At 40.2% G+C, this 24,605-nt stretch carries 26 protein-coding genes; 21 read left to right on the top strand and 5 right to left on the bottom strand.

The window, feature by feature from the left end; translation table 11 throughout:
• Window positions 1-250: 250 nt before the first annotated feature.
• On the top strand, window positions 251-3,268 hold the full coding sequence (locus ON073_RS04025; protein ID WP_274760580.1) for a bifunctional diguanylate cyclase/phosphodiesterase: 3,018 nt from the start codon (window positions 251-253) through the stop codon (window positions 3,266-3,268).
• 46 nt (window positions 3,269-3,314) lie between these two features.
• Here the strand turns inward: ON073_RS04025 and ON073_RS04020 are convergent, their stop codons facing one another.
• A complete protein-coding gene (locus tag ON073_RS04020) occupies window positions 3,315-3,644 on the bottom strand; it encodes a stress response translation initiation inhibitor YciH (protein WP_274760579.1) in 330 nt (109 codons plus the stop codon).
• Window positions 3,645-3,824: 180 nt separating this feature from the next.
• Here ON073_RS04020 and ON073_RS04015 point away from each other — a divergent pair, with 180 nt between their 5' ends.
• The 4 genes from ON073_RS04015 to ON073_RS04000 all read left to right on the top strand — a co-directional run bounded on the left by ON073_RS04015 (window position 3,825) and on the right by ON073_RS04000 (window position 7,825).
• The gene (locus ON073_RS04015) at window positions 3,825-4,130 is read left to right on the top strand and encodes an STAS domain-containing protein (protein ID WP_274760578.1); all 306 of its coding nucleotides are present in this window, start codon (window positions 3,825-3,827) and stop codon (window positions 4,128-4,130) included.
• A 7-nt stretch (window positions 4,131-4,137) separates the two neighbouring features.
• Window positions 4,138-5,784: an ATP-binding SpoIIE family protein phosphatase gene (locus ON073_RS04010; RefSeq protein ID WP_274760577.1), complete on the top strand. Its 1,647-nt coding sequence runs from the start codon at window positions 4,138-4,140 to the stop codon at window positions 5,782-5,784.
• 69 nt (window positions 5,785-5,853) lie between these two features.
• Entirely contained in the window at window positions 5,854-6,513 is a 660-nt protein-coding gene (locus ON073_RS04005; protein WP_274760576.1) for a GAF domain-containing protein, read from the top strand.
• Between the two features lie 121 nt (window positions 6,514-6,634).
• Window positions 6,635-7,825: an amino acid aminotransferase gene (locus ON073_RS04000; protein WP_274760575.1), complete on the top strand. Its 1,191-nt coding sequence runs from the start codon at window positions 6,635-6,637 to the stop codon at window positions 7,823-7,825.
• Window positions 7,826-7,869: 44 nt separating this feature from the next.
• Here the strand turns inward: ON073_RS04000 and ON073_RS03995 are convergent, their stop codons facing one another.
• A complete protein-coding gene (locus ON073_RS03995) occupies window positions 7,870-8,151 on the bottom strand; it encodes a YebG family protein (RefSeq protein WP_274760574.1) in 282 nt (93 codons plus the stop codon).
• A gap of 190 nt (window positions 8,152-8,341) precedes the next feature.
• Between ON073_RS03995 and ON073_RS03990 the strand changes: the two genes are divergently transcribed.
• Entirely contained in the window at window positions 8,342-8,584 is a 243-nt protein-coding gene (locus ON073_RS03990) for a DUF6868 family protein (RefSeq protein WP_274760573.1), read from the top strand.
• 41 nt (window positions 8,585-8,625) lie between these two features.
• Here ON073_RS03990 and ON073_RS03985 read toward each other — a convergent pair whose 3' ends face one another.
• The 3 genes from ON073_RS03985 to ON073_RS03975 form a co-directional block, all read right to left on the bottom strand.
• Window positions 8,626-9,186 carry a YceI family protein gene (locus ON073_RS03985; RefSeq protein WP_274760572.1) on the bottom strand — a complete coding sequence of 187 codons (561 nt, stop codon included), beginning with the start codon at window positions 9,184-9,186 and terminating at the stop codon, window positions 8,626-8,628.
• A 19-nt stretch (window positions 9,187-9,205) separates the two neighbouring features.
• Entirely contained in the window at window positions 9,206-9,745 is a 540-nt protein-coding gene (locus ON073_RS03980; protein ID WP_274760571.1) for a cytochrome b, read from the bottom strand.
• A gap of 119 nt (window positions 9,746-9,864) precedes the next feature.
• On the bottom strand, window positions 9,865-10,455 hold the full coding sequence (locus ON073_RS03975; protein WP_274760570.1) for a DNA-3-methyladenine glycosylase I: 591 nt from the start codon (window positions 10,453-10,455) through the stop codon (window positions 9,865-9,867).
• A gap of 127 nt (window positions 10,456-10,582) precedes the next feature.
• Between ON073_RS03975 and ON073_RS03970 the strand changes: the two genes are divergently transcribed.
• From ON073_RS03970 to fliQ, 15 genes are all read left to right on the top strand, one after another.
• Window positions 10,583-11,677: a sensor histidine kinase gene (locus tag ON073_RS03970; RefSeq protein WP_274760569.1), complete on the top strand. Its 1,095-nt coding sequence runs from the start codon at window positions 10,583-10,585 to the stop codon at window positions 11,675-11,677.
• Window positions 11,678-11,685: 8 nt separating this feature from the next.
• On the top strand, window positions 11,686-13,077 hold the full coding sequence (locus ON073_RS03965; RefSeq protein ID WP_274760568.1) for a sigma-54-dependent transcriptional regulator: 1,392 nt from the start codon (window positions 11,686-11,688) through the stop codon (window positions 13,075-13,077).
• 165 nt (window positions 13,078-13,242) lie between these two features.
• Window positions 13,243-13,575: a flagellar hook-basal body complex protein FliE gene (gene fliE, locus ON073_RS03960; protein ID WP_274760567.1), complete on the top strand. Its 333-nt coding sequence runs from the start codon at window positions 13,243-13,245 to the stop codon at window positions 13,573-13,575.
• 49 nt (window positions 13,576-13,624) lie between these two features.
• On the top strand, window positions 13,625-15,307 hold the full coding sequence (gene fliF / locus ON073_RS03955) for a flagellar basal-body MS-ring/collar protein FliF (RefSeq protein ID WP_274760583.1): 1,683 nt from the start codon (window positions 13,625-13,627) through the stop codon (window positions 15,305-15,307).
• Window positions 15,300-16,349 carry a flagellar motor switch protein FliG gene (fliG, locus tag ON073_RS03950; protein ID WP_274760566.1) on the top strand — a complete coding sequence of 350 codons (1,050 nt, stop codon included), beginning with the start codon at window positions 15,300-15,302 and terminating at the stop codon, window positions 16,347-16,349. Before fliF ends, fliG begins: the two co-directional genes overlap by 8 nt.
• 3 nt (window positions 16,350-16,352) lie before the next feature.
• On the top strand, window positions 16,353-17,183 hold the full coding sequence (gene fliH, locus ON073_RS03945; RefSeq protein WP_274760565.1) for a flagellar assembly protein FliH: 831 nt from the start codon (window positions 16,353-16,355) through the stop codon (window positions 17,181-17,183).
• A 2-nt stretch (window positions 17,184-17,185) separates the two neighbouring features.
• The gene (gene fliI, locus ON073_RS03940) at window positions 17,186-18,511 is read left to right on the top strand and encodes a flagellar protein export ATPase FliI (RefSeq protein ID WP_274760564.1); all 1,326 of its coding nucleotides are present in this window, start codon (window positions 17,186-17,188) and stop codon (window positions 18,509-18,511) included.
• The gene (gene fliJ, locus ON073_RS03935; protein ID WP_274760563.1) at window positions 18,511-18,960 is read left to right on the top strand and encodes a flagellar export protein FliJ; all 450 of its coding nucleotides are present in this window, start codon (window positions 18,511-18,513) and stop codon (window positions 18,958-18,960) included. Before fliI ends, fliJ begins: the two co-directional genes overlap by 1 nt.
• 62 nt (window positions 18,961-19,022) lie before the next feature.
• Complete coding sequence (locus tag ON073_RS03930; RefSeq protein WP_274760562.1) at window positions 19,023-21,032, top strand: flagellar hook-length control protein FliK; 2,010 nt, start codon at window positions 19,023-19,025, stop codon at window positions 21,030-21,032.
• Window positions 21,033-21,105: 73 nt separating this feature from the next.
• Window positions 21,106-21,645 (top strand): flagellar basal body-associated protein FliL, encoded by a 540-nt coding sequence (gene fliL / locus ON073_RS03925; RefSeq protein ID WP_274760561.1) that lies wholly within the window; start codon window positions 21,106-21,108, stop codon window positions 21,643-21,645.
• A gap of 12 nt (window positions 21,646-21,657) precedes the next feature.
• Complete coding sequence (fliM, locus tag ON073_RS03920; RefSeq protein ID WP_274760560.1) at window positions 21,658-22,749, top strand: flagellar motor switch protein FliM; 1,092 nt, start codon at window positions 21,658-21,660, stop codon at window positions 22,747-22,749.
• Window positions 22,750-22,769: 20 nt separating this feature from the next.
• Window positions 22,770-23,168 (top strand): flagellar motor switch protein FliN, encoded by a 399-nt coding sequence (gene fliN / locus ON073_RS03915; RefSeq protein ID WP_038640627.1) that lies wholly within the window; start codon window positions 22,770-22,772, stop codon window positions 23,166-23,168.
• Window positions 23,165-23,539 carry a flagellar biosynthetic protein FliO gene (gene fliO, locus ON073_RS03910; RefSeq protein WP_274760559.1) on the top strand — a complete coding sequence of 125 codons (375 nt, stop codon included), beginning with the start codon at window positions 23,165-23,167 and terminating at the stop codon, window positions 23,537-23,539. The genes fliN and fliO overlap by 4 nt, the downstream gene beginning before the upstream one ends.
• 58 nt (window positions 23,540-23,597) lie before the next feature.
• Window positions 23,598-24,296 carry a flagellar type III secretion system pore protein FliP gene (gene fliP, locus ON073_RS03905; protein ID WP_274760582.1) on the top strand — a complete coding sequence of 233 codons (699 nt, stop codon included), beginning with the start codon at window positions 23,598-23,600 and terminating at the stop codon, window positions 24,294-24,296.
• Between the two features lie 37 nt (window positions 24,297-24,333).
• Window positions 24,334-24,603: a flagellar biosynthesis protein FliQ gene (gene fliQ / locus ON073_RS03900; protein ID WP_274760558.1), complete on the top strand. Its 270-nt coding sequence runs from the start codon at window positions 24,334-24,336 to the stop codon at window positions 24,601-24,603.
• The last annotated feature ends 2 nt before the right edge of the window (window positions 24,604-24,605 follow it).

Raw genomic sequence — 24,605 nt, 5'->3', positions numbered from 1 at the left:
TCGCCTCCCGAGTTACGGATGGTGAAAAAAGAAGCTAAAGTTAAAAATTAATCTGTTCATAGTTCGAATGTAGGAAGAAGTGGTGGCAAAGTCAACTGTTAAATGGTTGTATCTTGCTTGAGAATAAAATTTATCATTATTTATTATGGCTTTTTTGCATTAAACCTAAAAAAAGGTGTAGAAATTGATTAGATTCTTTTATAGTTCAAAGCATAATAAAAACGAGTTGCAGCAGAAGTAAGGTTACATTGTGAACTCTAAACATTTGGATGCGAGTTTTGGTATCAACGCGCTAAGTGCTAAGTTATCCATACTAATATCGGCGATTTGTTTAATCGCTGGATTAACCGCTGCCTACTTGATGGTAAAATCTGAGCGAAAGCAGTTACTTTTTGAAGAGTATGGTGTGCTTACCGAGCTTTCAAAGCCTTTTGTAGAGCGTTTTGAAAGTCTTCTTAACGAAAAAAAACGAATAGCGATTGACGCTAATACGATTGTGACTGAAGCGTTATATTCAGAGTCGGCACTTGCTGAAAAAATAGTACCAAGCAAATTAGTATTTGGAAAAGATGGTAGTATTCGTAGCTCCTCTAGCACGAATGTGGCCGGTGTGCGTTCTGCTGCATTCTTACCCCAGCAAAGTTATAGTCACGAATACAAACGTATTTTTGCCCAAACTGAAAAGGTGTGGTCGCAACTAGCACCCATTTTAACAGATGAAACCTTCTTTAATTTCTACTTTATAAGCCAAGATCGCTTTATTCGCATTTCTCCACCTAATTGGGCACTTAACGTGCCTGCAAGCCACGATTTTAGACAAGATGTGTTTTATGAAATCGGTACTCCGAAATCTAACCCTAATCTAGAGGCTTCTTGGACTCCCATTTATTATGACGATATTTGGGAACGTTGGGTGATAAGCCTGATTGTGCCTTTGCATTATGGTGGCGAATTTAAAGGTGTAACTGGTAGTGATATTGAGTTGCCCAAATTACAGGCAATGTTTCCAGATAAAGTGGGTGATGCAAAACTGTTTGTGCTTAACAGTGCAGGGCAAATAATTCAGTTTGAAGGTAAAACAGACATTATTACCCGTATCAGTGGCAGCATGAACGACACACTGAATACAAAAAAACAGTTGCCAGAAGAGTTGCGCTCGCAAGTAGATAATTTATTGGTTAATAAACGCCATGAGTTGCAGGGCGAGTTCGCTATTGATGACAGTAAACACATTTTTAGTATCAAGAAGTTTAGTGATTTTGATTGGTATATTGGCGTTTATAAAACCCATTCAGAAGCGCTTTCAGCAATAGATGAAATTGAAGTTAAGTTCTTTGGTCTGTTTATCTTATATGCTGTTTTGGTCGTATTATTACTTCATCAAACACTGTCACACTTAGTTATTAAACGCATTAAAGCACTGGTTGCAAGCTCTCGTGAAGTAGCAAGAGGGCAGTTTGAAACAGCGCAAAAATTGGCAGTAAATAAAGATGAAATTGGCCTTTTGAATTTTGAGTTTGGTGCAATGGCTGGCAAGCTTGAAAAAACTATGGGTGATTTACGCCTAGAGCTTGCTGAAAAAGAACAAGCAGAGCAGCGTGCTCGTCGTCTTTCTAAAGCCGTTGAATTCTCGGGCTCAGCAGTTGTCATTACTGATGAGCATTTGAATATTGAATATGTAAACCCGAAATTGATTGAAATGACAGGGTTTGAGAAAAGTCATTTTATTGGTCAGCCATTATTGGTGCTAATGGAGCCTGATATGATGATCTTAGTAGAAGACATCGTACAGGACTTACTAGCTCGTCATCACTGGAAGGGTGACACACTATTACACAATACGGATAAACGTGCGCTTTGGGTCTCATTATCGGTTTCACCTATCCGTGACGATAATCACAAAGTGTATAGCTATGTGGCATCAGCGCAGGATATTTCGTTTGTTAAAGAAAGTCAGCGCAAAATGGAACAGCTGGCCTACTATGACACATTAACCGGGCTTGCTAACCGTGCGTTATTCCGTATGCAATTAAAGAAATCTTTAGCTTTAGCTTTGCGTGGTCACTATTCTTTTGCGCTCTTTTATTTTGACTTAGATGAGTTTAAACGTATCAATGATACGCTAGGTCATGACGCTGGTGACCAATTGCTTCTAGAAGTGGCACAACGTCTACAAAAGCGCCTTCGCGCTGAAGATACCATTGCACGTTTAGGTGGTGATGAATTTGCTGTTTTACTTAGCGGTATAGATGACAGAGAGCAGGCTGCTGATGTCGCTTTAACGATTCAAAATACCTTAAGCCAACCAATTCGCTTAGGTAGTAATGAGGTTATTGTAAGTGCCAGTATTGGTATTACTATGGCGTCGGAACAAAGTCCTGAAGAAGATGTCTTGCTTAAGCATGCTGATCTTGCAATGTATGAAGCAAAAGCGCTCGGTAAAAACACCTATTATTTCTACAATGACACCTTAGATGCTGCAGCAAAAGAGCGCTTGTTCATTGAAAATGAACTTAGAATTGGTATTAAAGAGCAGCAGTTTGAGCTTTATTATCAGCCTCAAATCAACATTAATAATGATCAAATTGTTGGTTTTGAAGCGCTTATTCGATGGCATCATCCAACGTTAGGTTATATTGCCCCTGACAAGTTTATTCCAATCGCCGAAACAACAGGCTTAATTGTTGAATTAGGTGAGTGGGTATTGTGGGAATCGTGTGCCTTCGCACAGCGTATGGCCTTGAAAGATCACGGCAGTAATATTTCAATTAACTTATCGGCACGCCAATTTAAAGATACGAGCCTGATTCCATTGCTAGAAAAAGTAATCGCCAAAACAGGAATAGATGCTGCGCGAATTCACTTAGAGCTGACAGAAAGTATGCTAATGGGTGATGTTGAGGGTTCAATTAAGCAGATGCATCAACTTAAAGCGCTGGGGGTGTCATTGTCGATTGATGATTTTGGTACCGGTTATTCGTCTTTAAGTTATTTAAAACGTTTTCCTCTCGATATTCTTAAAATTGACCGCTCTTTCATTAAAGATATACCAGAAGACAGCAATGATATGGAAATTACTGCCGCGATTATTGCAATGGCACAGAAACTTAATCTTGAGTTAGTTGCTGAAGGTGTAGAAAGTGACGAGCAAGTTGAGTTTTTGAAATTGAATAATTGTGATGTAGTGCAGGGCTATTTCTATAGCAAGCCTGTACCAGAACATGAAATTTCATTGATGATTGATAAAATTCAAGGCCACAAGTTTTAGCCGTGATTTGAGGTTGGGAGATAACCGAGGTTATCTCCCAATTATATTATCCGCCAGCAATTTTTACCTTAAAGCCTTGTTGTTCTAACAGTCCTTTTAACTTTTCTCGGTCATCACCCTGGATTTCAATTACGCCATCTTTCACTGCGCCGCCTTGTCCCATTTTAGATTTAAGGGATTTTGCCAACTTCTTGATATCGTGCTCTTCTGGGTTGATACCGACAACTAGCATTACGCCTTTGCCTTTGCGTCCTTTTGTTTGCCTTTCAATGCGCACAGCGCCATCTTTAAATAACTTGACCTCAAACTCAGGTGCTTCTTTGGGTTGTTTTATTCTTCCGGTTTCAGTGGAGTAAACTAAATTTGAATCAGACATACAAAATCCAAGTAATTACTAATGTCGCAAGTTTAACATATTTTTTAAATATACTATTTGTCCTATCTATTTTAGTTTTTTTTCAGTTATTATTTGCAAATTAGCGGGTTAGATACTTAATTTAAATAAAGCGAATGGCGTGATTTTAGCAATGCATTTGGACATTCCAAGGAGAATTAAATGAGTTTGAATAAGGCTCTTTCGCCAGATGGCAAATTATTTACGATTGAAATTAAGGGCAAGTTTGATTTTAACCTAGTTCAATCATTTAGAAGTGCTTATGCAGATGTTGGCAGTAGTACCCCAAAAGTCATTATCGATTTACGTGAAACCGAGTATATGGACAGCTCTGCTTTAGGCATGTTGCTCAATATGAAAAAGTCACTTGGTGATTCGGTTAGTGGCATTCATATAACAAATTGCAGACCACAAATTAAAAAGATTTTGCAAATTTCGCGTTTTGATAAGAAATTTGATATTGATTGATTAACCAATGAAAATATTGGTTGTTGATGATCAGGAGCTAAACCGCAATCTTTTGCGTTTTATGCTCGAGCAGGAGCAGCATCAAGTTGCTCTTGCAGTGGACGGAGAGGAAGCGCTAACCGTCTTTGATGAATTTGCCCCCGATCTTGTTTTACTCGATGTTGTGATGCCCAAAATGGATGGTTTTGAGGTTGCGCCATTGCTTAAGGCAAAATCTGCAGAAGTTTATTTACCCATCATCTTTATTACTGCACTTGATGACAAAAGCAGCCTTGAAAAGTGTTTGCAAGTTGGTGGTGATGACTTTCTCAACAAGCCGTTTGACAAAGTTATACTGTCAGCAAAAATTAAAGCTCATGCGCGTACTCGTGAATTAAGCAAAAAAACGTATAAACAAAATCGCGAGCTTGCGTATTATCAACTTCATACCGAACGAGAGCACGAGTTAGTCGAACATATTTTTGATAACGCACTAGAAAACCGCTTTTTATTACCTGAACTTATCGAATTTAATCTCTCACCTGCCTCAATGTTTAATGGTGATTTATTTTTAATGGCGCCCAGCTGTACAGGTGGGGTATATGTGCTGATGGGGGATTTCACAGGGCATGGGTTAGCTGCTGCAATGGGCGCTCTTCCTGCGTCAAAAATTTTCTATTCTATGACTCAAAAAGGGTTATCTGTTGGTGATATTGCCGCTGAGTTAAACCACACCTTGTATGATTTATTGCCGGGTAACATGTTTTGTGCTGCGACAATTCTTGAATTGAATAGCTCGGGTCGCTCTTTTTCTGCTTGGTTAGGTGGTTTGCCCGATGGCTTTTTACTAAGTAAAGATGGAAAAATAAAACAAAAACTGACATCAAGACACATGGCGTTAGGGATTCTAGATGAATATGAATTTGAGCGTGACACTGTGTATGTTGAGACTGATTTAAATGACAAAATTATCTTGTACACGGATGGTGTAATTGAGGCCGAAAACAACCGAGGCGAGTTTTTTGGTGAAGAGCGTTTGTTACGCAAAGTATCTGCCCCTTCGTTTACTGAGCTCGGCTCTATTGTTGAATCAGTTAAGCGTTTTACAGGCAAGCAAGATCAACAAGATGATCTCAGTTTAGCCCTTATAAAGTGTTTGCCATCACCAATAAAGCCGAAGCTAAGTGATGAATACATGAGTACACCGCTTAATGTTTCAATGGCACTTGATGCAGAACGTTTAAAAAGCACTGATCCTGTACTCGACGTGGTCGAAATGATTTGTGCCATTAAAGGATGTTCAGATCATCGTTCAAATTTATTTTTACTTATTTCAGAAACCTTTAATAATGCATTAGAGCATGGCGTATTGGGGTTAGAATCGAGCCTCAAAGATAGCGATGATGGTTTTTGTCAGTACTACGAATTGCGTGCTGAACGTTTAGCTGATTTGACTGACGGTGAAATTAAATTAGATATCAGTTATACCCCTGATACTCCTAAAATCAGTTTTACTATCGCAGATTCTGGCAGTGGGTTTATTAAAACAGATGCGCATGATGACAGTAACTTTCATGGCAGAGGCCTTAGCTTAATTAAGGAAATTGCTGAGTCTGTTAACTTAAATGAATGTGGCAATAAAATTACGGTAACTTACTCGTTAATTCACAGTTAAACTTTGCTTGCATAACAACATAAAAGAAATATAAACTCTAACTTTAAATTAAGAAGTGTAGATGTTTAGATGGCTAATTCAATAGATTTTACTGATTATGTAATCGACCCAGCTAAAGTGGCGGATTTTCGTCAGCAACTTGAAACCGAAATTCAGCAATCAAATGAACAACAAATTGTATGGCAGTATTTAATTCCAGAGCTTGGTGAAGGTGGCAGTTGCAGTTTATTTGGTCAGTTACAAGAAGCTCCCTTTGAGTTAACCCAATACATTGCAGCAAACGAGTCAAATACTCAAGCTTTAGCAGCACTAACAAGTGTTGTTTCTTTTGTTGAGAAACAAAAGCTTATTGATTGGTTTGGAATTTACCAATCGCGTCAGATTGAAGGTCAAACACAGCTACTTAAATTAAGTTATTTTGGTAATCCAAGCCGTCCATTATTTCCAGTAGATGAGAACTATGCGCGTATAAGCAATAATGCGTTTGTTGCATTACATGGAAAAGGCCGAGTGATTAATAACGTTAAGCAATATGTGGCTAATGGCGGTGAATATTATACCTGCGATCCTGCGGTTAAATCAGAAGTGTGTTTACCGTATTTTTCAGATTCAGGTGAGGTGTTAGGCATCATAGACGCTGAAGCATTTGATAATGACGTTTTTAATCAGGATGCATTAGCGCTTTTACAAGCTATATGCGAGGTTGTGCCCAATTACTTACCTGAATAATCTAAAGCAAAAAGTTCTATACAATCATGTCATGAAATTTTCTTTAGATACTTCTTCAAAACTAAGAGTGTGATAAGCTAAGGCTTCATCCCATAGCAAAAAATCAATTTAAGAGATAACTATGTTTGCAAACTTAAAGCCATTACCAACGGATCCAATTTTAGGTTTGATGGCTAAATACCGCCAAGATACAAATCCAAATAAAATCGACCTAGGCGTAGGTGTTTATAAAACTGAAGAAGGCGATACGCCAATTCTAAGCTGTGTAAAAAAAGCAGAAAAATTCCGCTTAGATAATGAAACTAGCAAGTCTTACATTGGCTTAGCTGGCGACTTAGGTTTTTGTGCAAAAATGGAAACTCTTTTACTTGGTGAGCATCCAGCACTTTTAGGAAATCGTGTAAGAACAGCACAAGCTCCAGGTGGCACAGGCGCACTTCGTGTTGCGGCAGAATTTATTGCTAAAGCAAATCCAAATGCAAGTGTTTGGGTAACGACGCCGACATGGGCAAACCACATTGGTTTGTTTTCCGCTGCAGGTTTAACCGTTAAAGAATATCCTTATTACGACTATGCGAATAAAGGCCTATTGTTTGACGAAATGATGGCGACACTTAAAACTGTTCCAAAAGGCGATATTGTTTTACTTCACGCATGTTGTCATAACCCAAGTGGTATGGACTTAAATGCAGAACAATGGCAACAAGTTGCTGATCTTGCTAAAGAGGTTGGTTTTACTCCGTTAGTTGATATTGCATACCAAGGCTTCGGCACAAGTTTAGATGAAGACGCTGCAGGTCTTCGTTTATTAGCAGCTACAGTTGATGAGATGATTATCTGCTCATCTTGTTCGAAAAACTTTGGTCTATACCGTGAGCGTATTGGTGCATGTTCAATTATCTCAGAATCAAGTGCTGTTGCTGATATTGCCAACTCAGTACTGTTAAGTGTGGTTCGTAGTATTTACTCGATGCCACCTGCACACGGTGCAACTATTGTTGATACTATTTTAGGCAGTGAAGAACTAACTGCTGAGTGGCATCAGGAATTAGCTGAAATGCGTAATCGTATTAACGGTTTACGTAGCACCATTGTAGAAGCGCTTCACAGCCGTGGTGTTGCACAAGATTTTTCATTTATTGAAAAGCAACACGGTATGTTTTCTTTCTTAAGTATTACGCCTGAGCAAATTGAGCGTTTACAAAAAGAGTATTCAATTTACATCGTTGGTTCAAGTCGTGTGAATGTTGCAGGTGTAAGTAAAGCAAACATCGATTACTTTGCAGATGCCGTTGCGACTGTAATCAAGTAAGATTATTGCTATTAAAAAAGCCACCGCTTAGGTGGCTTTTTTATTTAGCTGACTTTTTTAATGTCAGTTACTTTTGCTTTGTTGTTTGGCGGGGTGGGCTTTCCGCCTTTGAGAGCTGCAATAAACTGATCTTTGCGTTTAGCCATTTCTAATGCTAGCGCTTCATTTTGTTGATCACTCAGTGGTACATCGACTTCGCCTAACATGGCTTCAAGTGCTTCCGCGATGTCTAACATTTTGTCATATGCGTCCGCATCTTTTTTTGATGTAAATGTCATTCGTTCCACCCCATCTCTAACTACTTTGTAACATACCTCAACGGCCATATCGCACCTTTTCAACTGTTGTTTTATACAGTACTATATCAGTAACCATGAAAAAATAAAGTGTCTTTGTTGATCCCAATTCCTTTTTTATAAATTAATACCACTGTTTATAGAGAAACGCCATGATAGCATTGCGATGACTAGTTGGTTGGATTAATCTAGCGTAATGAATTAGAAGGGAATAAATATTATGGCGATTGAACAAATTGTGAGTTTTTTAGGATGGTCAACGATTGTTAATATGGTTATTTTAAGCGTCAGCGCAGTGCTTTTATTACTTTTTCGCCAATCAATAGTAACAATTCACAGTCAGCTTTTTAATGTAGAGCATAAAGCACTCAACTTACTTTATGTGCAGTATTTTGCGTTTTATAAAGTACTTATTGTTTTCTTTAATTTAGTTCCGTATGTGATATTGAAAGTAACTATTTGATTTAGATGAGCAGAGATTTAACTGCTCATCTTATCAACTTTTTACTTTTTTATGCCTTCAATATGAAGGTCAAAGTCAATTTGACCAAAGTCCATTTTGTAGCCAAAGTCTTTCATTTGAATCGATGTTGTGCCAGCAAAACCTGCGCGATAACCACCCCATGGGTCTTTACCTTCACCAATTTTTTTAGCGTCGATAGTGATTTCTTTTTCAATCCCTTGCAGTGATAAAATACCTGTTATAGCAAGTTTACCATTGCCTAAATCAGTCACTTTAGTACTGTTGAAGGTTGCGGTTGAAAACTTCTTAACATCTAGAAAATCACTGTCACGTAAGTGCTTGTCGCGCTCTGCATGATTGGAATCAACACTGGTTGTATCAATGTTTACTGAAATTTTGCTCGCTTCAGGTTGTTTTTCATCGTAGTTGAACTCTCCAGAAAAAGTATTAAAACGACCTGTTAGCCAGCTGTAACCTAAGTGTTTAACCTTAAAATTAATCGAAGCATGGGCGCCTTTAGTATCAATCACATAGTCTGCGGCCATTACAGGCATAGCCAAACTGCTAAGTGCAAGAGCTGATGCTAATAGTGTTTTCTTCATCGTCATTTTCCTTATAAATTTACTTAATCATACGGCGCAAGGTGTCATCTTTATCGATAAAGTGATGCTTTAGCGCCGCTAAAATATGTATTAATACTATTGCCATTAAACTGTAAGCTGCATATTTATGAATGCTGCCAGCAACGTCTTCTTGGTTTGCAATCAGTTCACCAAGGCTCATAACTTCAAACCAAGTGAATACTTCAATTGCACGCCCATCTGCAGTTGAAATGAGATAACCGCTAATGAGGATCACTAATAAAATGCTGTACAGCGCTAAATGTCCTAATTTTGTTGCTAATTGGGTTAGCTTTGTATGCGTTGTTAATGTTTTTGGTGATGGCGTTATAAATTTCCACAGTAATCTAGCCAGCGTAAACCCAAGTAAAAGAATACCAATACTCTTATGCCAATATGGTGCTGTGCGGTACCATTCGCTGTAGTAGTTTAAATCGACCATCCAGAAACCGACGGCAAATAGTCCGAGAATTACTATGGCACTCAGCCAATGGAATACTTTGCTAACTGTACCGAACTTAGTTTCGTTATCGAAAACCATAATCATTTCCTTAATTAGATAGGCACACTTTAATTGAGCTTCATTTGAATTTTAATAGTTCAAAAGTGAATTCATTATTCACTTTTGACTATCAATAAGCAGGATTAGGAAGCGGTTCGTTAAGAAAAAAGAGAAGGGTAGAGTGCAATAACTTCTTGTTTGCGAAAACAGTGATTATGATGGTCGTTTACCATGCCACAAGCCTGCATATGTGCATAAACTGTGGTTGGTCCTAAAAATTTAAAACCTCTTTTCTTGAGGTCTTTAGCAAAGGCTTCGGATTCTTTGGTGGTGGCTTGATAATCACCTTTGCTGTTGATGTCGTTAATTATTGGTTTGTTATTTACAAACTGCCACTGATAGTTGGCAAAACTGCCAAACTCCTTTTGAATCGCTAAAAACTGTTGTGCATTATTTACCGCGGCGTTAATTTTAAGTCGATTGCGAATAATGCCACTGTCTTCCATTAACTCAAGCTTCTTACTTTCATCAAACTGTGCGACTTGATTTGGGTCGAAATTAGCAAAGGCTTTTCGATAATTATCGCGTTTTTTTAAAATGGTATACCAACTTAATCCTGCTTGGGCTGACTCAAGTGTAAGAAACTCAAACAACAAATGGTCATCAAATAATGGCACGCCCCACTCGGTATCATGGTAGGCAATATAATCCGCTTTTGTGGTATCGAGCCACTCACATCGTTGGCACATATAAATCCCTTAGACAAATAATTGACGTCTTTTTTGTGCTTTAAGTTATTGTATTATATAAAAATAAAAATTGGCACACTTCGTGTATAAGTACTCATTAGTTAGAGTAATTAATTGGTGTACCATTATGGCATTAGCGCAAATCATACCCCAACAATTTCACGAGGTATATAACCCATGTTTGATGCAGGAAAAGTACGTGGGTGAACTTAGTGAACTGAGAAAACAAGCAAGTTGGTTGAGTCATTTAGTTGATACCATGCCTGCCGGTGTGATTGTGCTTGATGGTAAAGGAATGGTAGCGAAAGCAAACCAAATCGCTATTGATTTACTGGGAGAGCCGCTTGAGGGGGAACGTTGGTTTACGATTATTCAGCGCTCGTTTGCACCTAACGGTAGTGATGGTCATGAAGTGACATTACGCGATGGTCGTTTAGTAAAGCTTGATATCTCGCCACTGACACCTGAGCCGGGTCAGTTGATCTTAATGACAGATTTAACCCAAACAAGGCAGTTACAATCGCGTATTGCACATATGCAACGCCTGAGTGCATTAGGCAAAATGGTCGCCTCGCTTGCACACCAAGTGCGTACGCCACTTTCTGCTGCAATGTTATATGCCGCCAATTTATCGTCTGAAAAATTAAACCCGACAGCGCGCACCAATTTTCATGAAAAGCTGATGTCGCGTTTACAAGATTTAGAAAGCCAAGTTAATGACATGCTGCTATTTGCTAAAAGTGGTGAACAGCAAGTGTTAGCACCCGTATCAATGCAGGCATTACTAACAGATGTTACCAATGCGTCTGAAGCCATGATAATGCGCCAGCAGTGTGAACTTGATTTGAAGTTACCAGAGCCGGATATTGAGATAATTGCCAATAAAGTGGCGCTTAGCAGCGCTATTAGTAACTTGGTTCATAATGCAGTGCAGGCATCTGGGCAAGGTGGCAAAATTATTTTAAGCGCAACGCGTTCAGAGCGATTTGCGGAACATGTCAAAATTTCGGTGCAAGATAATGGGCCAGGTCTCAGTGAAAATGCCGCTCAGCAAATTTTTGAACCGTTTTTTACTACCAAGTCACATGGTACAGGTTTAGGTCTTGCAGTTGTGCAGTCGGTTGCAAACAGCCATCAAGGGTTTGTTAAAGCGGGCAATGGTGAACTCGGTGGTGCCGAATTTAATTTATACCTTCCTATTATTGGCAAAAAAGCGTGTTAGGAGACATTATGAGCGATGCAAAAGTATTAGTAGTAGAAGATGATTCTGGTTTACGCGAAGCTTTAGTTGATACCTTAGCATTGGCAGATATTAGCTGCATTGAAGCCGATAGTGCCGAACAAGCCATTATCAAATTAAAACAAGGTGGTATTTCACTGGTGGTGAGTGACGTGCAAATGGGGGCTATGTCAGGCATCGATTTACTTAAAAGCATCAAGCTAAATTACCCAGATCTACCAGTATTAATGATGACTGCATATGCCACTATAGATGATGCAGTTGAAGCGATGCGTCTTGGTGCTATTGATTATATGGCGAAGCCATTTGCGCCAGAAGTATTGCTAAATATGGTAAGTCGTTATCTACCTGAAAAAGAATCGATTAAAGATGGTCCTATTGTAGAAGATCCTGCCAGTAAAGCATTAATGAAACTTGCTGAGAAAGTAGCGAAGTCAGATGCATCTGTGATGGTGCTGGGTCCAAGTGGTTCGGGTAAAGAAGTTATGGCCCGCTATATCCACGACAAGTCATTACGCTCAGAAGAAAATTTTGTTGCTATCAACTGCGCAGCCATTCCTGAAAACATGCTTGAAGCCACATTGTTTGGTTATGAAAAGGGGGCATTTACAGGCGCAATTCAAGCCTGCCCAGGTAAGTTTGAACAGGCGCAAGGTGGCACCATTTTACTTGATGAAATCACTGAGATGGATTTAAGTCTACAGGCAAAACTGCTACGCGTACTGCAAGAGCGTGAAGTAGAGCGATTAGGCTCACGTAAAACCATTAAACTTGATGTACGCGTTCTTGCAACGTCAAACCGCGACTTGCGAGAGGCGGTTGCAGAAGGGGTGTTCCGTGAAGATTTATATTACCGTTTAAATGTGTTTCCACTTGAATGGTTACCGCTAGCAGAGCGCCCAGGGGATATTATCCCGTTAGCAGAACATTTAATTCAGCGTCATAATAATGACATGCCAGTGCAATTTGATGAGGCTGCAAAAGCAAAATTATTAAGTCATGCCTGGCCGGGTAATGTACGTGAACTTGAAAACGTGGTGCAACGCGCGTTGATTTTACAAAGTGATAAAACCATTCATGCGGATGATATTTTCTTAGGCTCAGTTGCTAGTTTGCAATCGACTAAAGTTACAGCGAATGCTGCAGAAAAAAGTGAAATCATACCTGATATTGCAACGTTACAAAGCAAAGACCCCATTCATGATGAGTCACTTGGATACAAACAAGAGTTGAAAGACAAAGAAAACTCGATAATTCTTGATATGCTCAAAGCGTGCAATGGTAAACGTAAAGATGTCGCGGATAAACTTGGCATAAGTCCTCGTACATTACGTTACAAGTTAGCAAAAATGCGTGAAATGGGCATCGAGCTGCCTGCATAAGAAAGCGTTTCACTCTTCTTAAGCCCTCGTTCTGAGGGCTTCTTGTTGTTTAAATATTCTACCTTGTCAAAATAATGGCTTTGTAAATAACTGATAAATAGGGTTTTATTTCTGGCATTAAGTTTGCATTCATATTGGTAAGTTTATTTAGTACGGTTTGTCAGCATGAATATTTCAGCAAACAATCTTTATCAGGAAATGCAGTCGCTTGCAGTTGAAGCAAGTAATTTCTCAAAACCAAAACAGCCGATTGAAACCATTCAAGGTAGCTCGCAAGTTGAGTTCAATAACTTACTTAAAGATGCGTTAGATACCGTTAGCGGTTTGCAAGCAGATTCAAAAGCAAAAGCAACTGCTTTAGAAATGGGTGACCGCAATGTTTCTCTTGCGGAAGTGATGATCGCTTCACAAAAATCATCAGTGGCCTTTGAGGCAACGGTTCAGGTGCGAAATAAGCTTGTTGAAGCTTATAAAGACATCATGAACATGCCAGTTTAAGCGATAGTGGAGTAGGGTTGTGGCTAATTCATCAACAGATTTAACAACAATGGACACCAATGACTTAGCTGTCACTGACATGGAAAGTGACAATCAAGAACAAAAATCGGGTTTCCTTGGCAGCTTGAGTGGTGTTGATGTAATGCGTCAAGTGACGTTAATCATTGCATTAACCATTTGTGTTGCAATTGCAGTGTTTATCATGATTTGGGCTAAAGAGCCTGATATGCGCCCACTTGGCAAGATGCCAATGGATGAGCTTATCCAAACCCTTGAATTCCTTGATGCGCAAAAAGTTGAGTATAAACTTGATGGCAATGTGGTGATGGTGCCGGTAGAAGCCTATCAGAACATTAAGCTATTAATGGCAAAAGAAGGATTAGAGCAAACACCTTCATCTGGCACTGAAATTTTGATGCAAGATATGGGTTTTGGTGTGAGTCAGCGGTTAGAGCGAGAACGCTTAAAGCACTCTCGCGAACAACAACTTGCGCGAACAATTGAAGAGTTGAGCAAAGTTGCCCGTGCAAAAGTGCTACTTGCAATCCCAAAAGAAAACGTATTTGCACGCAGAGAGAAAAAACCTAGTGCAACAGTAGTTTTAACAGTAAGACGCGGTCGTACACTTGATGGCGAAGAAGTGGATTCGGTGGTGGATATGGTAGCGTCTGCGGTACAAGGACTTGAGCCAAGTCGTGTTACTGTAACCGATCAAAATGGCCGCTTACTGAATTCAGGTTCGCAAAACTCCCTGACCGCCCGTTCGCGCAAAGAGTATGAAATTGAGCGTAAACGTGAACAAGAATATTTAGAAAAAATCGACTCTATCATGATCCCTGTGGTTGGTCTTGGGAACTACACAGCTCAAGTTGATTTAGTGATGGACTTTAGTTCAATCGAAGAAACACAAAAACGTTTCAACCCAGATTTACCTGCAGTGCGCAGTGAGATGACCCGTGAAGATACCAATATTGGCGGTCTGGCAGTGGGCATTCCTGGTGCACTTACCAACCAGCCACCAGTGAATTCTCAAATTCCTGAACAAGCGGGCTCGGATTCATCGCAAAGCACTATGCCAAGTCGCAACAGTAAAGAAGCGACACGCAACTATGAATTGGATACCACTATTTCGCACAAGCGCCAACAAACGGGTGTAATTCGTCGTATTAGTGTATCTGTTGCTGTCAACTATAAAAATGGTGTGGCAGAAGGCGGTGAGGCCACTCGTGATCCTCGTACACAACAGGAACTTGCAAATATTCGTCGTTTACTGCAAGGCGGTATTGGCTTTGATATGCAACGTGGGGATGCGTTAGAAGTCGTAACCATTCCATTTGTGCAAGAAGAGCTGGGTGAAGTCATTGAGTTACCACTTTGGGAGCAACCGTGGTTCTTTAAAGTTGTTCGTTTAGCACTGGGTGCGCTTGTCATTATTGTTCTGATTCTGGCTGTTGTACGTCCGATGTTACGCAAACTAATTAGTCCAGAAGACACAACTGAGGATTATGATGACGCAAGCCTATCTGCAGGTGTAGACTTAGGTGATGATACAATTGATATGCTGAGTCAAGAATTTGACGAGTCCGCGGTAGGCTTTAGCCCTGATGGTACGCTTCAGTTACCAGATTTACATGGCGATGAAGACCTACTGAAAGCTGTAAGAGCACTTGTAGCAAATGAGCCGGAACTTTCTTCTCAAGTAGTTAAAGCGTGGTTAACCGAAGATGACTGATCAAGAGAACCAAGTAGCAGAACAATCGAACGCTAGTTTTGATGTTGATAAGCTTGATGGTGTTGAAAAAGCCTCGATTCTTTTATTGAGCTTATCAGAAGAAGATGCTGCACAAATTTTAAAGCACTTAGAGCCAAAACAAGTGCAAAAAGTGGGTATGGCAATGGCGGGTCTCGATGATTTAAGTCAATCGAAAATAGCAGCTGTACACAAGTTGTTTATAGACCAAATTCAAAGTTTTAGTACGATTGGCTTCCAATCAGAAGACTTTATTAAGAAAGCACTTACTGCGGCACTTGGTGAAGAAAAAGCGGCGAATTTGATTGACCAAATTATTATGGGCTCGGGAGCTAAAGGTCTTGATTCACTGAAATGGATGGACTCGAAGCAGGTAGCAAATATTATTCGTAATGAACACCCGCAGATCCAAACCATTGTTCTTGCCTACTTAGAGCCTGAACAGTCAGCGGAAATTATTAATCAGTTTCCTGAAAAAGTTCGCCTTGATTTAACCATGCGTATTGCCAACCTTGAAGAAGTTCAACCAGCGGCATTACAAGAATTAAATGAAATCATGGAGAAACAATTTGCCGGTCAAGCGGGTGCGCAAGCTGCGAAAATGGGTGGCTTGAAAGCTGCGGCAGACATTATGAACTACCTCGATACCAATGTAGAAGGTCAGCTAATGGATGCAATTCGCGAGCATGATGAAGAAATGTCGCAACAAATCCAAGACTTAATGTTTGTCTTTGATAATTTAATCGATGTGGATGACCGCGGTATTCAAGCGATTCTTCGTGAGGTACAACAAGATGTACTGATGAAAGCGATTAAAGGGGCTGATGAAGGACTTAAAGATAAAATTCTTAATAATATGTCTAAACGTGCCGCTGAAATGATGGTTGATGACCTTGAAGCTATGGGGCCGGTTCGTATTAGTGAAGTAGAAGCTGCGCAAAAAGAAATCCTCAGTGTGGCACGTCGTCTTGCTGACTCAGGCGAAATTATGCTTGGTGGCGGCGGTGGTGAGGAGTTCCTCTAATTTATGAAGCTAGGAAAGTACCGCTCAGGTCAAAAAATTGAAAATGCAGAGGCCATTGAAACCTTATTGGAAAGTTGGCCTATCCCTGATGTTAAGGATGAGCGACGAAATCTCAAGGGCCGCTCTACCGCAATGGGCAAATCGCTCGAAGAGCTTTATCAAAAAAAACAGGTAGAACAAGCCCTTGAGCAGGAAGAAGAGTTTACCCCATTAAGCATACAAGAAATCGAACAGATCCGTGAAGAGGCCTATCAAGAAGGCCACGCTGAGGGCAAAGAAGCCGGTTATCAAGAAGGGTTTGAACAAGGCAAGTTGGAAGGTGCACAAAAAGGCTATGAAGAAGGGCTTGAGCAAGGTAAGCAAGAAGGCTTAGAAAGCGCTAAACCAGAAATTGCGGAAAAAATTGCGCAATTGACCAAGTTACTTGATGAGTTGGCAACCCCTTTTGAGCAGGTCAGTAATGAAGTTGAAAAGCAAGTTGTATTGTTGGCAACTGAGCTTGCTAAAGCGGTTGTTCATGGCGAACTCACCGTTAATGAAAAAGCAATATTCAATGCAATGAAAGTGGCAACGGATGCACTTAAAAACCAGCATCATGCCCTTGAAATATTATTAAACCCTGAAGATTTTGAACTGGTAAATCAAGCGATCCCCGCTGAACAGTTATCAGATAGAAATTGGAAGCTAGTAGTTGAGCCGAGTATCACTAAGGGAGGCCTTCACATCAATTCTGACAATTCATCAATTGATTACTCGGTAGAATTACGCCTCAAAGAAATACTGGAAAGCTTTTTGCAAGAAGCTGGTATCGATAGTCAAAATCACGACAGTTAATTATGAGCCAAGGGCTTGCTGAGCGTCTCGCCAGTTACCAAACTAAAATCAAAACACATCGTCCAGCGGTTGCTGGCAGTTTAAAACGCGTTGTCGGTTTAACACTGGAGGCGGAAGGTTTAAAAGCACCTGTCGGCAGCAGCTGCAAAATCGAAACGCAACACGGTTTGGTTGAGGCTGAAGTAGTTGGTTTTAGTGGTGACACGCTTTATTTGATGCCCAATGATGCAATTTCTGGCGTGTTACCAGGAGCGCGCGTAATCCCACAACACTCTGATGCTGGCCTACCAGTAGGCATGAGTTTATTAGGCCGTGTCGTTGATGGACTAGGTCGCCCGCTCGATGGGCTCGGACCAATTCAGGCTGAAACAAAACTCAAATTTGCCGCTAAGCCAATCAATCCTCTTGCCAGACGCCCTATTAAACAACCAATGGATGTTGGCGTACGTGCGATTAATTCAGTACTAACAGTTGGTCAAGGCCAACGCATGGGCTTATTTGCCGGAAGTGGTGTGGGTAAGTCGGTATTACTTGGCATGATGACCCGGGGCGCTAATGCGGATGTTATTGTGGTTGGTTTAGTGGGTGAACGTGGTCGAGAAGTAAAAGAGTTTATTGAAGAAATACTAGGGCCAGAAGGGCGTGCACGCTCAGTGGTGGTTGCAGCTCCTGCTGATGCATCCCCCTTAATGCGCTTAAAAGGCTGTGAAACAGCAGTTACCATTGCTGAGTATTTTCGAGATCAAGGATTGAACGTTTTATTGTTATTGGATTCAGTAACACGTTATGCCATGGCACAGCGTGAGATAGCCCTTGCTGTAGGTGAACCGCCAGCAACGAAAGGCTACCCACCTTCGGTGTTTGCAAAATTACCTGCGCTGGTGGAACGGGCTGGTAATGGGGGGGAAGGGCAAGGCAGTATCACCGCGTTTTTTACTGTTTTATCCGAAGGCGATGATATGCAAGATCCAATTGCTGATGCTGCTCGTGCGATTCTTGATGGTCATATTGTGTTATCCCGAGAGTTAGCAGATTCAGGCCATTACCCCGCCATCGATATCGAAAAATCAATCAGCCGTGTAATGCCGCAAGTGATTAGTGAAGCACATCTGCAGCAGGCAAGAGTATTAAAACAAATCTATTCGCTTTATCAACAGAATAAGGATTTAATCACATTGGGTGCATATCAAAAAGGCAGTGACCCGATGTTAGATAAAACCATTGAAATGATGCCGGGTATTAATCACTTTTTACAGCAAGGTATGACAGATGTAATCCCTTATGATGAAGGGTTAATTAGTTTATCACGCATACTAGGACAAGGTTAATGGCACGCGATCAACTTGCATTATTGATTAAGCTTGAATCAGATAAAGAAGAAAAGTTACGCATGGATTTTATCGGTGCACAGCAGCACCTCGCTAATTTACAGCGTCAGTTAACTGGTATCGAAACTTTTCGTTCTGACTACCTAGCGCAGTTGCAAAACCGTGCAACTCAGGGGGTTGGTGGCAGTTATTATAATCAATTTCAGCAGTTTATAGGCAAACTAGATGATGCTTTAAAACATCAATTGAATGCGATAAATACGGCAAATAAAGTCCTCAAACAACGTGAGGAACTTTGGTTAGCGCAAAAAGCAAAGCTTGAAGCTATAGAAAAATTAAAGCAGCGAAAACAGTTAAAACAGCAAGCAATACTTGCAAAAGCTGAACAAAAACAACTTGATGAATTTGCCACCAATATTTTTGTAAGAAATAGAAAAACACTGGCTTAGTTCTTGCTTTTATTTCTATACCAGCGAAAAGCGGCAAACTTTAACAAGACGAGAAGCGTGTTATGGCAATAATTGATTCACAGTTAAGCGTTACAAACCTTGATGTGGGATTAACTTCCTCTACTTCAGAAGCTGAAAATAAAAGCAGTTTTTTAGCCGTATTCGAATCTGTTCAAACTGAGTCCGAAACAAAGCACTTGGATGCCGCGAAAGATAAATTGAATTTGTTTGCGCAAGAAGCAGCTAACGAAAGTGATGAAGTTAAGGAAGCAGATGCATCAGATATTGATGTGGTAGAAAAAGTAAGCACTCAAGATGATTCTCAACAGAATAATGGTGAAGATAACTCTGAGAAAATTCTACAACCAGTTTCTGACATGCCAGATAAACTACCTAGTCAAGATGATGTCTCAATTACACGCTCTAAGGAATATCAGCAGTTAGTTAATTCTAGCGTAAATCAGAATAAAGAAGATTTGAACGAAGAAGATACAGGTCAAATTGAAATAAATAAGAGTGGCATCACAGAGATTGAAAATTCAGAACGTAAAGTAAGTACTCACGTTAACGAATTTGCGAATACAACTCGCTCAGCTTTGACTGACGCGAATAATTCAGCGCCAGAAACTGAAGATGCATCAGCCTTTCTTGATCAATTAACTAAAAGCCAATCACTGAATGTAGGTTTATCCAAGACGGTAAGTGAGCAAAATACCGATAGCAAACTAATTGCTAAAGTATCAGAAAATACCATTAATAGTATTGAGCAAGAAGGCGATATTAAGCTTAGCCAGAACATAATTACGTTAGAAAAAGAATTCGCTAAATTAGATAAAGCTGACTTAGCAACACTGAAGCAATTCTTTGCAACACTTGACGACGAAAGTAGCGAGCAGCTTGGGTTATCAAAACAAGATCTACGTCAACTTATTGAAAAAATTAACATTGTGCTTGAACGTCTTGATTCTAAACCATTACAACAAAACGTGACACTGCAATCCGTATTAGCTAAATCTTCAAAAGAAGGCGTTGAACCTGAAGCTGTTGATAGCAAGAGTGATATCAAAAATAATGATGCAATCAAGATGAATGAGAAAACGCAAAATGCACTTAGCCAATTAATCGAAAATGGCAAAACTATTATTCCAGCTGATAAGGTAGGCACAATAACGCATCCTGATAAACAAATGCCACATACGCTCACTAGTGTTGGCAGTGCGGTAGCACAAGCGGTATCGAATGATACAGAGAATGCATCTAACGTTAACCAAAAATCTTCTGATTTATTAAATCAGCAAGTTACTTCGCAAGCGCAAACAGCTTCGATTACTCAAGACAATAAACATAAACAACAAGCGCGTGTAGAATTAAGTAGCATTACAAAGCAAGTGGTTTCAGACGGTGAAAAACTTGATGCTGAAATCGATACTGATTTAGCAAAGCAAGATAATGAGCAACCACTTAGCTTTAGTAAATTACTTAACTCTTTAAAAAATAATGCAAATACACCTGTGTTATCACAGCTCGTAGCGCAAATTCAATCTAGCCAGTTACAACAAGCTGAATTACGAGATGTTAATCAACAGCATATTGCGTTGCAAACAGCGCAGGTAATCCAAAATACAAAACAAACCCACGCCAGTGCTGAGCAAGCATTACAGCAGCCTGTTAATATCGCTCGAAGTGATGCGGCAAAAGCATTGTTCGATAAGGCAAATATGCTGTTAAATCTGAACCTCAAAGAAGCAGAGATTAGGCTTGATCCACCAGAGCTTGGCTCAATGCAAATTCGTATTCGATCAGATGCCGAGCAAGCGCAAATTAACTTTGTTGTACAAAGTCAGCAAGCAAAAGAAATGCTCGAGCAGTCGATGGGGCGCTTACGAGAAATGCTTGCAGAGCAAGGTATTAATTTAGGTGAAAGTAATGTCTCTGAACAAGGCCAGAGCGAGCAGCAAACTGCAGAAAATTCAGGGTCTTCTTTACCGAATGAGGGTAACGTTGAGAGCAGTAGTGAAGTATCTGAACAAATTCTCAGCAAACAGCAAGATGGAATCGATTTTTACGCATAACACTAATTGCTATTAAACCGAAATAAACGCACTATTATATAAAATAACAAATAGCAGCTATGGAAATGTCACAATGGCAGAAGAAAAAGATCTTGAAATAGAAGAAGGTGGAGAGAAAAAAGGCAATAAGATGATGATTATCATCATTGCTGTTGTTGTCTTACTCGCAGGTGGCGGCGGTGCCTTTTTCTTTTTAGGCGGTGACGACAGTCCACCTGCTGAAACGCTTTCTGAAGAGACCGCTTCGACTGAAGGTGGCGAAGGACAACCAAAAGGCAGTAGCGCTGAAATGGGTAGTGCACTGTATGTTGGTATGCCAAGACCGTTTGTTTTTAATGTGCCAGGCGCCACGAAAGACCGCCTTGTGCAAATTAAAGTACAACTTTTAGTGCGCGGTGATGTAAATGAAGAAACCGCAAAGCGCCATATTCCACTTATTGAAAATACGCTTCTTCGCGTTTTCTCAGCAAGTAACGCAGACGATTTAGGTACAACCGCAGGCAAAGAAGCGCTGCGTTATAACGCACTGACGGAAGTGCAAAATGCATTAGTTGAAATTGAAGACAGCAAAGTTGTTGAACGTGTTCTGTTTACTGGCTTTGTAATGCAATAATTAGGAGTTTAGGTGAGCGATTTATTATCTCAAGACGAAATTGACGCGCTCTTACACGGCGTTGATGATGTTGATGAAGAAGAGATAGACGAAGGCGGCGATAGCGATGCCTCCGCGCTGCAATACGATTTCTCGTCGCAGGACCGTATTGTACGTGGTCGTATGCCTACGCTTGAAATCGTTAATGAACGATTTGCTCGCCATATGCGGATTTCGCTGTTTAACATGATGCGTCGCACGGCCGAAGTATCAATTAATGGCGTTCAAATGATTAAATTCGGTGAGTACATTCACACCTTATTTGTACCAACCAGTTTAAATATGGTGCGCTTTAGACCATTAAAAGGCACCGGCTTAATCACCATGGAAGCGCGCTTAGTTTTCATTTTGGTAGATAACTTCTTTGGTGGCGACGGGCGTTACCACGCAAAAATTGAAGGTCGAGAATTCACACCCACCGAACGCCGAATTGTACAAATGCTGCTGAAAATTATCTTTGAAGATTATAAAGAAGCATGGGCGCCGGTAATGGATGTTTCTTTTGAATACCTTGATTCAGAAGTGAACCCTGCAATGGCTAATATTGTAAGCCCTACTGAAGTGGTGGTTATTAGTTCATTTCATATTGAGCTTGATGGTGGCGGTGGTGACTTCCATATTGCACTGCCGTATTCAATGCTTGAGCCAATTCGTGAATTACTCGATGCAGGTGTTCAATCTGATACTGAAGATACAGACTTACGTTGGTCTAAGGCATTGCGTGATGAAATCATGGATGTGGAAGTCGATTTGAGTACTCGTATGCTTGAAGTCGATTTAAGTTTGCAGCAAATTATGGACTTAAAAGAAGGCGATATCATTCCTGTTGAAATGCCTGAGCATATCACCGTATTTATTGAAGACTTACCAACTTATCGCGCTAAAATGGGACGTTCGCGCGACAATGTTGCAGTACAAATTAGCGAAAAGATTAAACGTCCTGAATCGGTTAAGTCAGAACTGCATGTATTTACCAAAGGTGGTAAAAAGCTCGATTCAGATGCTGAATTAGAGCAATTAGAAGAAGATTTACATTTATCAGATGGTGTAGACCTCGACTGGTAATTAATTGAGAGAAATTTAGTATGAGCGATGATCAAGATACAATGGACGAATGGGCTGCAGCCCTAGCTGAAGCAGAAGGTGAAGACGGTGGTGAAGCTGAAGTTGCTGAACTCGAAGAGTTGTCTGAAGATTCAAAAGCGGATTTAACCACAGAAGAAAAACGTAAGCTGGATACAATCTTAGATATTCCAGTCACTATTTCGATGGAAGTAGGGCGTTCTAAAATTAGTATTCGTAACTTACTTCAGCTTAACCAAGGTTCAGTGGTTGAACTTGACCGTGTTGCTGGTGAGCCGTTAGATGTACTGGTCAATGGTACACTTATTGCGCATGGTGAAGTTGTTGTAGTTAATGATAAATTTGGTATTCGTTTAACGGATGTTATCAGCCAAATTGAGCGGATCAAAAAGCTACGATGATAAAACGCCTTGCACTTTTATTATTACCATTTAACGTGTTAGCAGCCGAGCCAGCGGGTTTTCAACAGTTGGCTTCAATGTTATTGTCTTTAATCTTGGTGGTTGTGTGCATTGTTATCTTGGGGCTGTTAATTAAACGCTTTAATCCACAAATAACACAAAGCGACGATTTTAAAGTTATTCGAACCATTAATTTGGGCAGTAAAGAAAGGTTACTGGTAGTTGAGATGGATAATAAGCACCATGTACTCGGTGTAACATCAGGTTCGATAAACTATTTATACCAGTTAGAATCACCTCTTGCAGAACAGCAAATGCCAGAATTTGCCAAGCAATTGGCGCATTTTATGAATCCTAAAAATAAGAAATAATATGAACCGAATGTGTCTTAAATTATTCGTTGTCGCGCTGTTTTTTATCCTTCCAGAAATGGCGTTTGCGAATGATGGTTTACAGGCTTTAACTGTTAAAACCACAGCAGATGGCGCGCAAGAGTATTCAGTCACATTACAAGTATTGATAATGATGACAGCGCTGAGTTTTATTCCAGCAGCTGTGATTATGATGACGTCGTTTACACGTATCATTGTGGTGTTAGCAATACTGCGTCAAGCGATTGGTTTACAACAAACACCTTCTAGTCAGCTGTTGGTAGGTATGGCTCTATTTATGAGCATATTTATTATGGCGCCTATCTATAAGCAAATTGATGACCGTGCTATTCAACCTTATTTAAAAGAAGAGCTAACATCTATTCAAGCGCTCGACCAGGCAAAAGAGCCGCTTAAAGCATTTATGTTGTCGCAAACCCGTATTTCAGATTTAGAAACATTTGCCAAGATAGCTGGCTATGAAAAACTCGATGCACCTGAAGATACCCCGTTTATTGTTGTTATCCCGGCGTTCATTACCAGCGAGTTACAAACCGCATTTATTATTGGTTTTATGTTCTTTATTCCCTTTTTGATTGTTGATTTAGTGGTTGCAAGTGTCTTGATGGCCATGGGTATGATGATGCTATCGCCAATGATTGTGTCGCTGCCTTTTAAAATTATGCTGTTTGTATTAGTCGACGGCTGGTCATTAGTGATGGGAACATTAGCCCGTAGTTATGGCTTAGGAACCTAAAGCAATGTTTAACCAGACCAAAATGTCGGGAGGTTAGATGCAACCGGAAATATTTGTTGAAGTTCTGAGTGATGCGCTCTTTCTTGTTATAAAGCTTGTTGCTGCGATTATCGTACCTAGTTTAATTGTGGGCTTGGTTGTGGCTATATTTCAAGCCGCAACCTCAATTAACGAACAAACATTAAGCTTTCTACCACGTTTAGTTGTGACGCTGTTGGCGCTTATCTACGGTGCTCACTGGATTACACAAAAACTCACTGACTATTTCCATCAAATGGTGGAGATTATTCCGCAAATTGCCGGCTAGCT

This window comes from Pseudoalteromonas sp. G4 (assembly GCF_028875915.1).
GTDB lineage: Bacteria > Pseudomonadota > Gammaproteobacteria > Enterobacterales > Alteromonadaceae > Pseudoalteromonas.
Note: the sequence above shows the minus strand (reverse complement) of the source record. Positions and strands in the feature narration are given on the sequence as shown.

Bases quoted from the DNA above. Each gene is read 5' to 3' on its own strand.
- ON073_RS04005 (WP_274760576.1), top strand. From the start codon at position 5,854: ATGGCTAATTCAATAGATTTTACTGATTATGTAATCGACCCAGCTAAA.
- ON073_RS03970 (WP_274760569.1), top strand. From the start codon at position 10,583: ATGGCATTAGCGCAAATCATACCCCAACAATTTCACGAGGTATATAAC.
- ON073_RS04010 (WP_274760577.1), top strand. From the start codon at position 4,138: ATGAAAATATTGGTTGTTGATGATCAGGAGCTAAACCGCAATCTTTTG.
- fliN (WP_038640627.1), top strand. From the start codon at position 22,770: ATGAGCGATGATCAAGATACAATGGACGAATGGGCTGCAGCCCTAGCT.
- ON073_RS03975 (WP_274760570.1), bottom strand. From the start codon at position 10,455: ATGTGCCAACGATGTGAGTGGCTCGATACCACAAAAGCGGATTATATT.
- fliF (WP_274760583.1), top strand. From the start codon at position 13,625: ATGGACACCAATGACTTAGCTGTCACTGACATGGAAAGTGACAATCAA.
- ON073_RS03985 (WP_274760572.1), bottom strand. From the start codon at position 9,186: ATGAAGAAAACACTATTAGCATCAGCTCTTGCACTTAGCAGTTTGGCT.
- ON073_RS04015 (WP_274760578.1), top strand. From the start codon at position 3,825: ATGAGTTTGAATAAGGCTCTTTCGCCAGATGGCAAATTATTTACGATT.
- fliP (WP_274760582.1), top strand. From the start codon at position 23,598: ATGGCGTTTGCGAATGATGGTTTACAGGCTTTAACTGTTAAAACCACA.
- fliJ (WP_274760563.1), top strand. From the start codon at position 18,511: ATGGCACGCGATCAACTTGCATTATTGATTAAGCTTGAATCAGATAAA.
- fliL (WP_274760561.1), top strand. From the start codon at position 21,106: ATGGCAGAAGAAAAAGATCTTGAAATAGAAGAAGGTGGAGAGAAAAAA.
- ON073_RS03980 (WP_274760571.1), bottom strand. From the start codon at position 9,745: ATGGTTTTCGATAACGAAACTAAGTTCGGTACAGTTAGCAAAGTATTC.
- ON073_RS03990 (WP_274760573.1), top strand. From the start codon at position 8,342: ATGGCGATTGAACAAATTGTGAGTTTTTTAGGATGGTCAACGATTGTT.
- fliE (WP_274760567.1), top strand. From the start codon at position 13,243: ATGAATATTTCAGCAAACAATCTTTATCAGGAAATGCAGTCGCTTGCA.
- ON073_RS04020 (WP_274760579.1), bottom strand. From the start codon at position 3,644: ATGTCTGATTCAAATTTAGTTTACTCCACTGAAACCGGAAGAATAAAA.
- ON073_RS04000 (WP_274760575.1), top strand. From the start codon at position 6,635: ATGTTTGCAAACTTAAAGCCATTACCAACGGATCCAATTTTAGGTTTG.
- fliI (WP_274760564.1), top strand. From the start codon at position 17,186: ATGAGCCAAGGGCTTGCTGAGCGTCTCGCCAGTTACCAAACTAAAATC.
- fliG (WP_274760566.1), top strand. From the start codon at position 15,300: ATGACTGATCAAGAGAACCAAGTAGCAGAACAATCGAACGCTAGTTTT.
- ON073_RS03965 (WP_274760568.1), top strand. From the start codon at position 11,686: ATGAGCGATGCAAAAGTATTAGTAGTAGAAGATGATTCTGGTTTACGC.
- fliH (WP_274760565.1), top strand. From the start codon at position 16,353: ATGAAGCTAGGAAAGTACCGCTCAGGTCAAAAAATTGAAAATGCAGAG.
- fliO (WP_274760559.1), top strand. From the start codon at position 23,165: ATGATAAAACGCCTTGCACTTTTATTATTACCATTTAACGTGTTAGCA.
- ON073_RS03930 (WP_274760562.1), top strand. From the start codon at position 19,023: ATGGCAATAATTGATTCACAGTTAAGCGTTACAAACCTTGATGTGGGA.
- fliQ (WP_274760558.1), top strand. From the start codon at position 24,334: ATGCAACCGGAAATATTTGTTGAAGTTCTGAGTGATGCGCTCTTTCTT.
- ON073_RS03995 (WP_274760574.1), bottom strand. From the start codon at position 8,151: ATGGCCGTTGAGGTATGTTACAAAGTAGTTAGAGATGGGGTGGAACGA.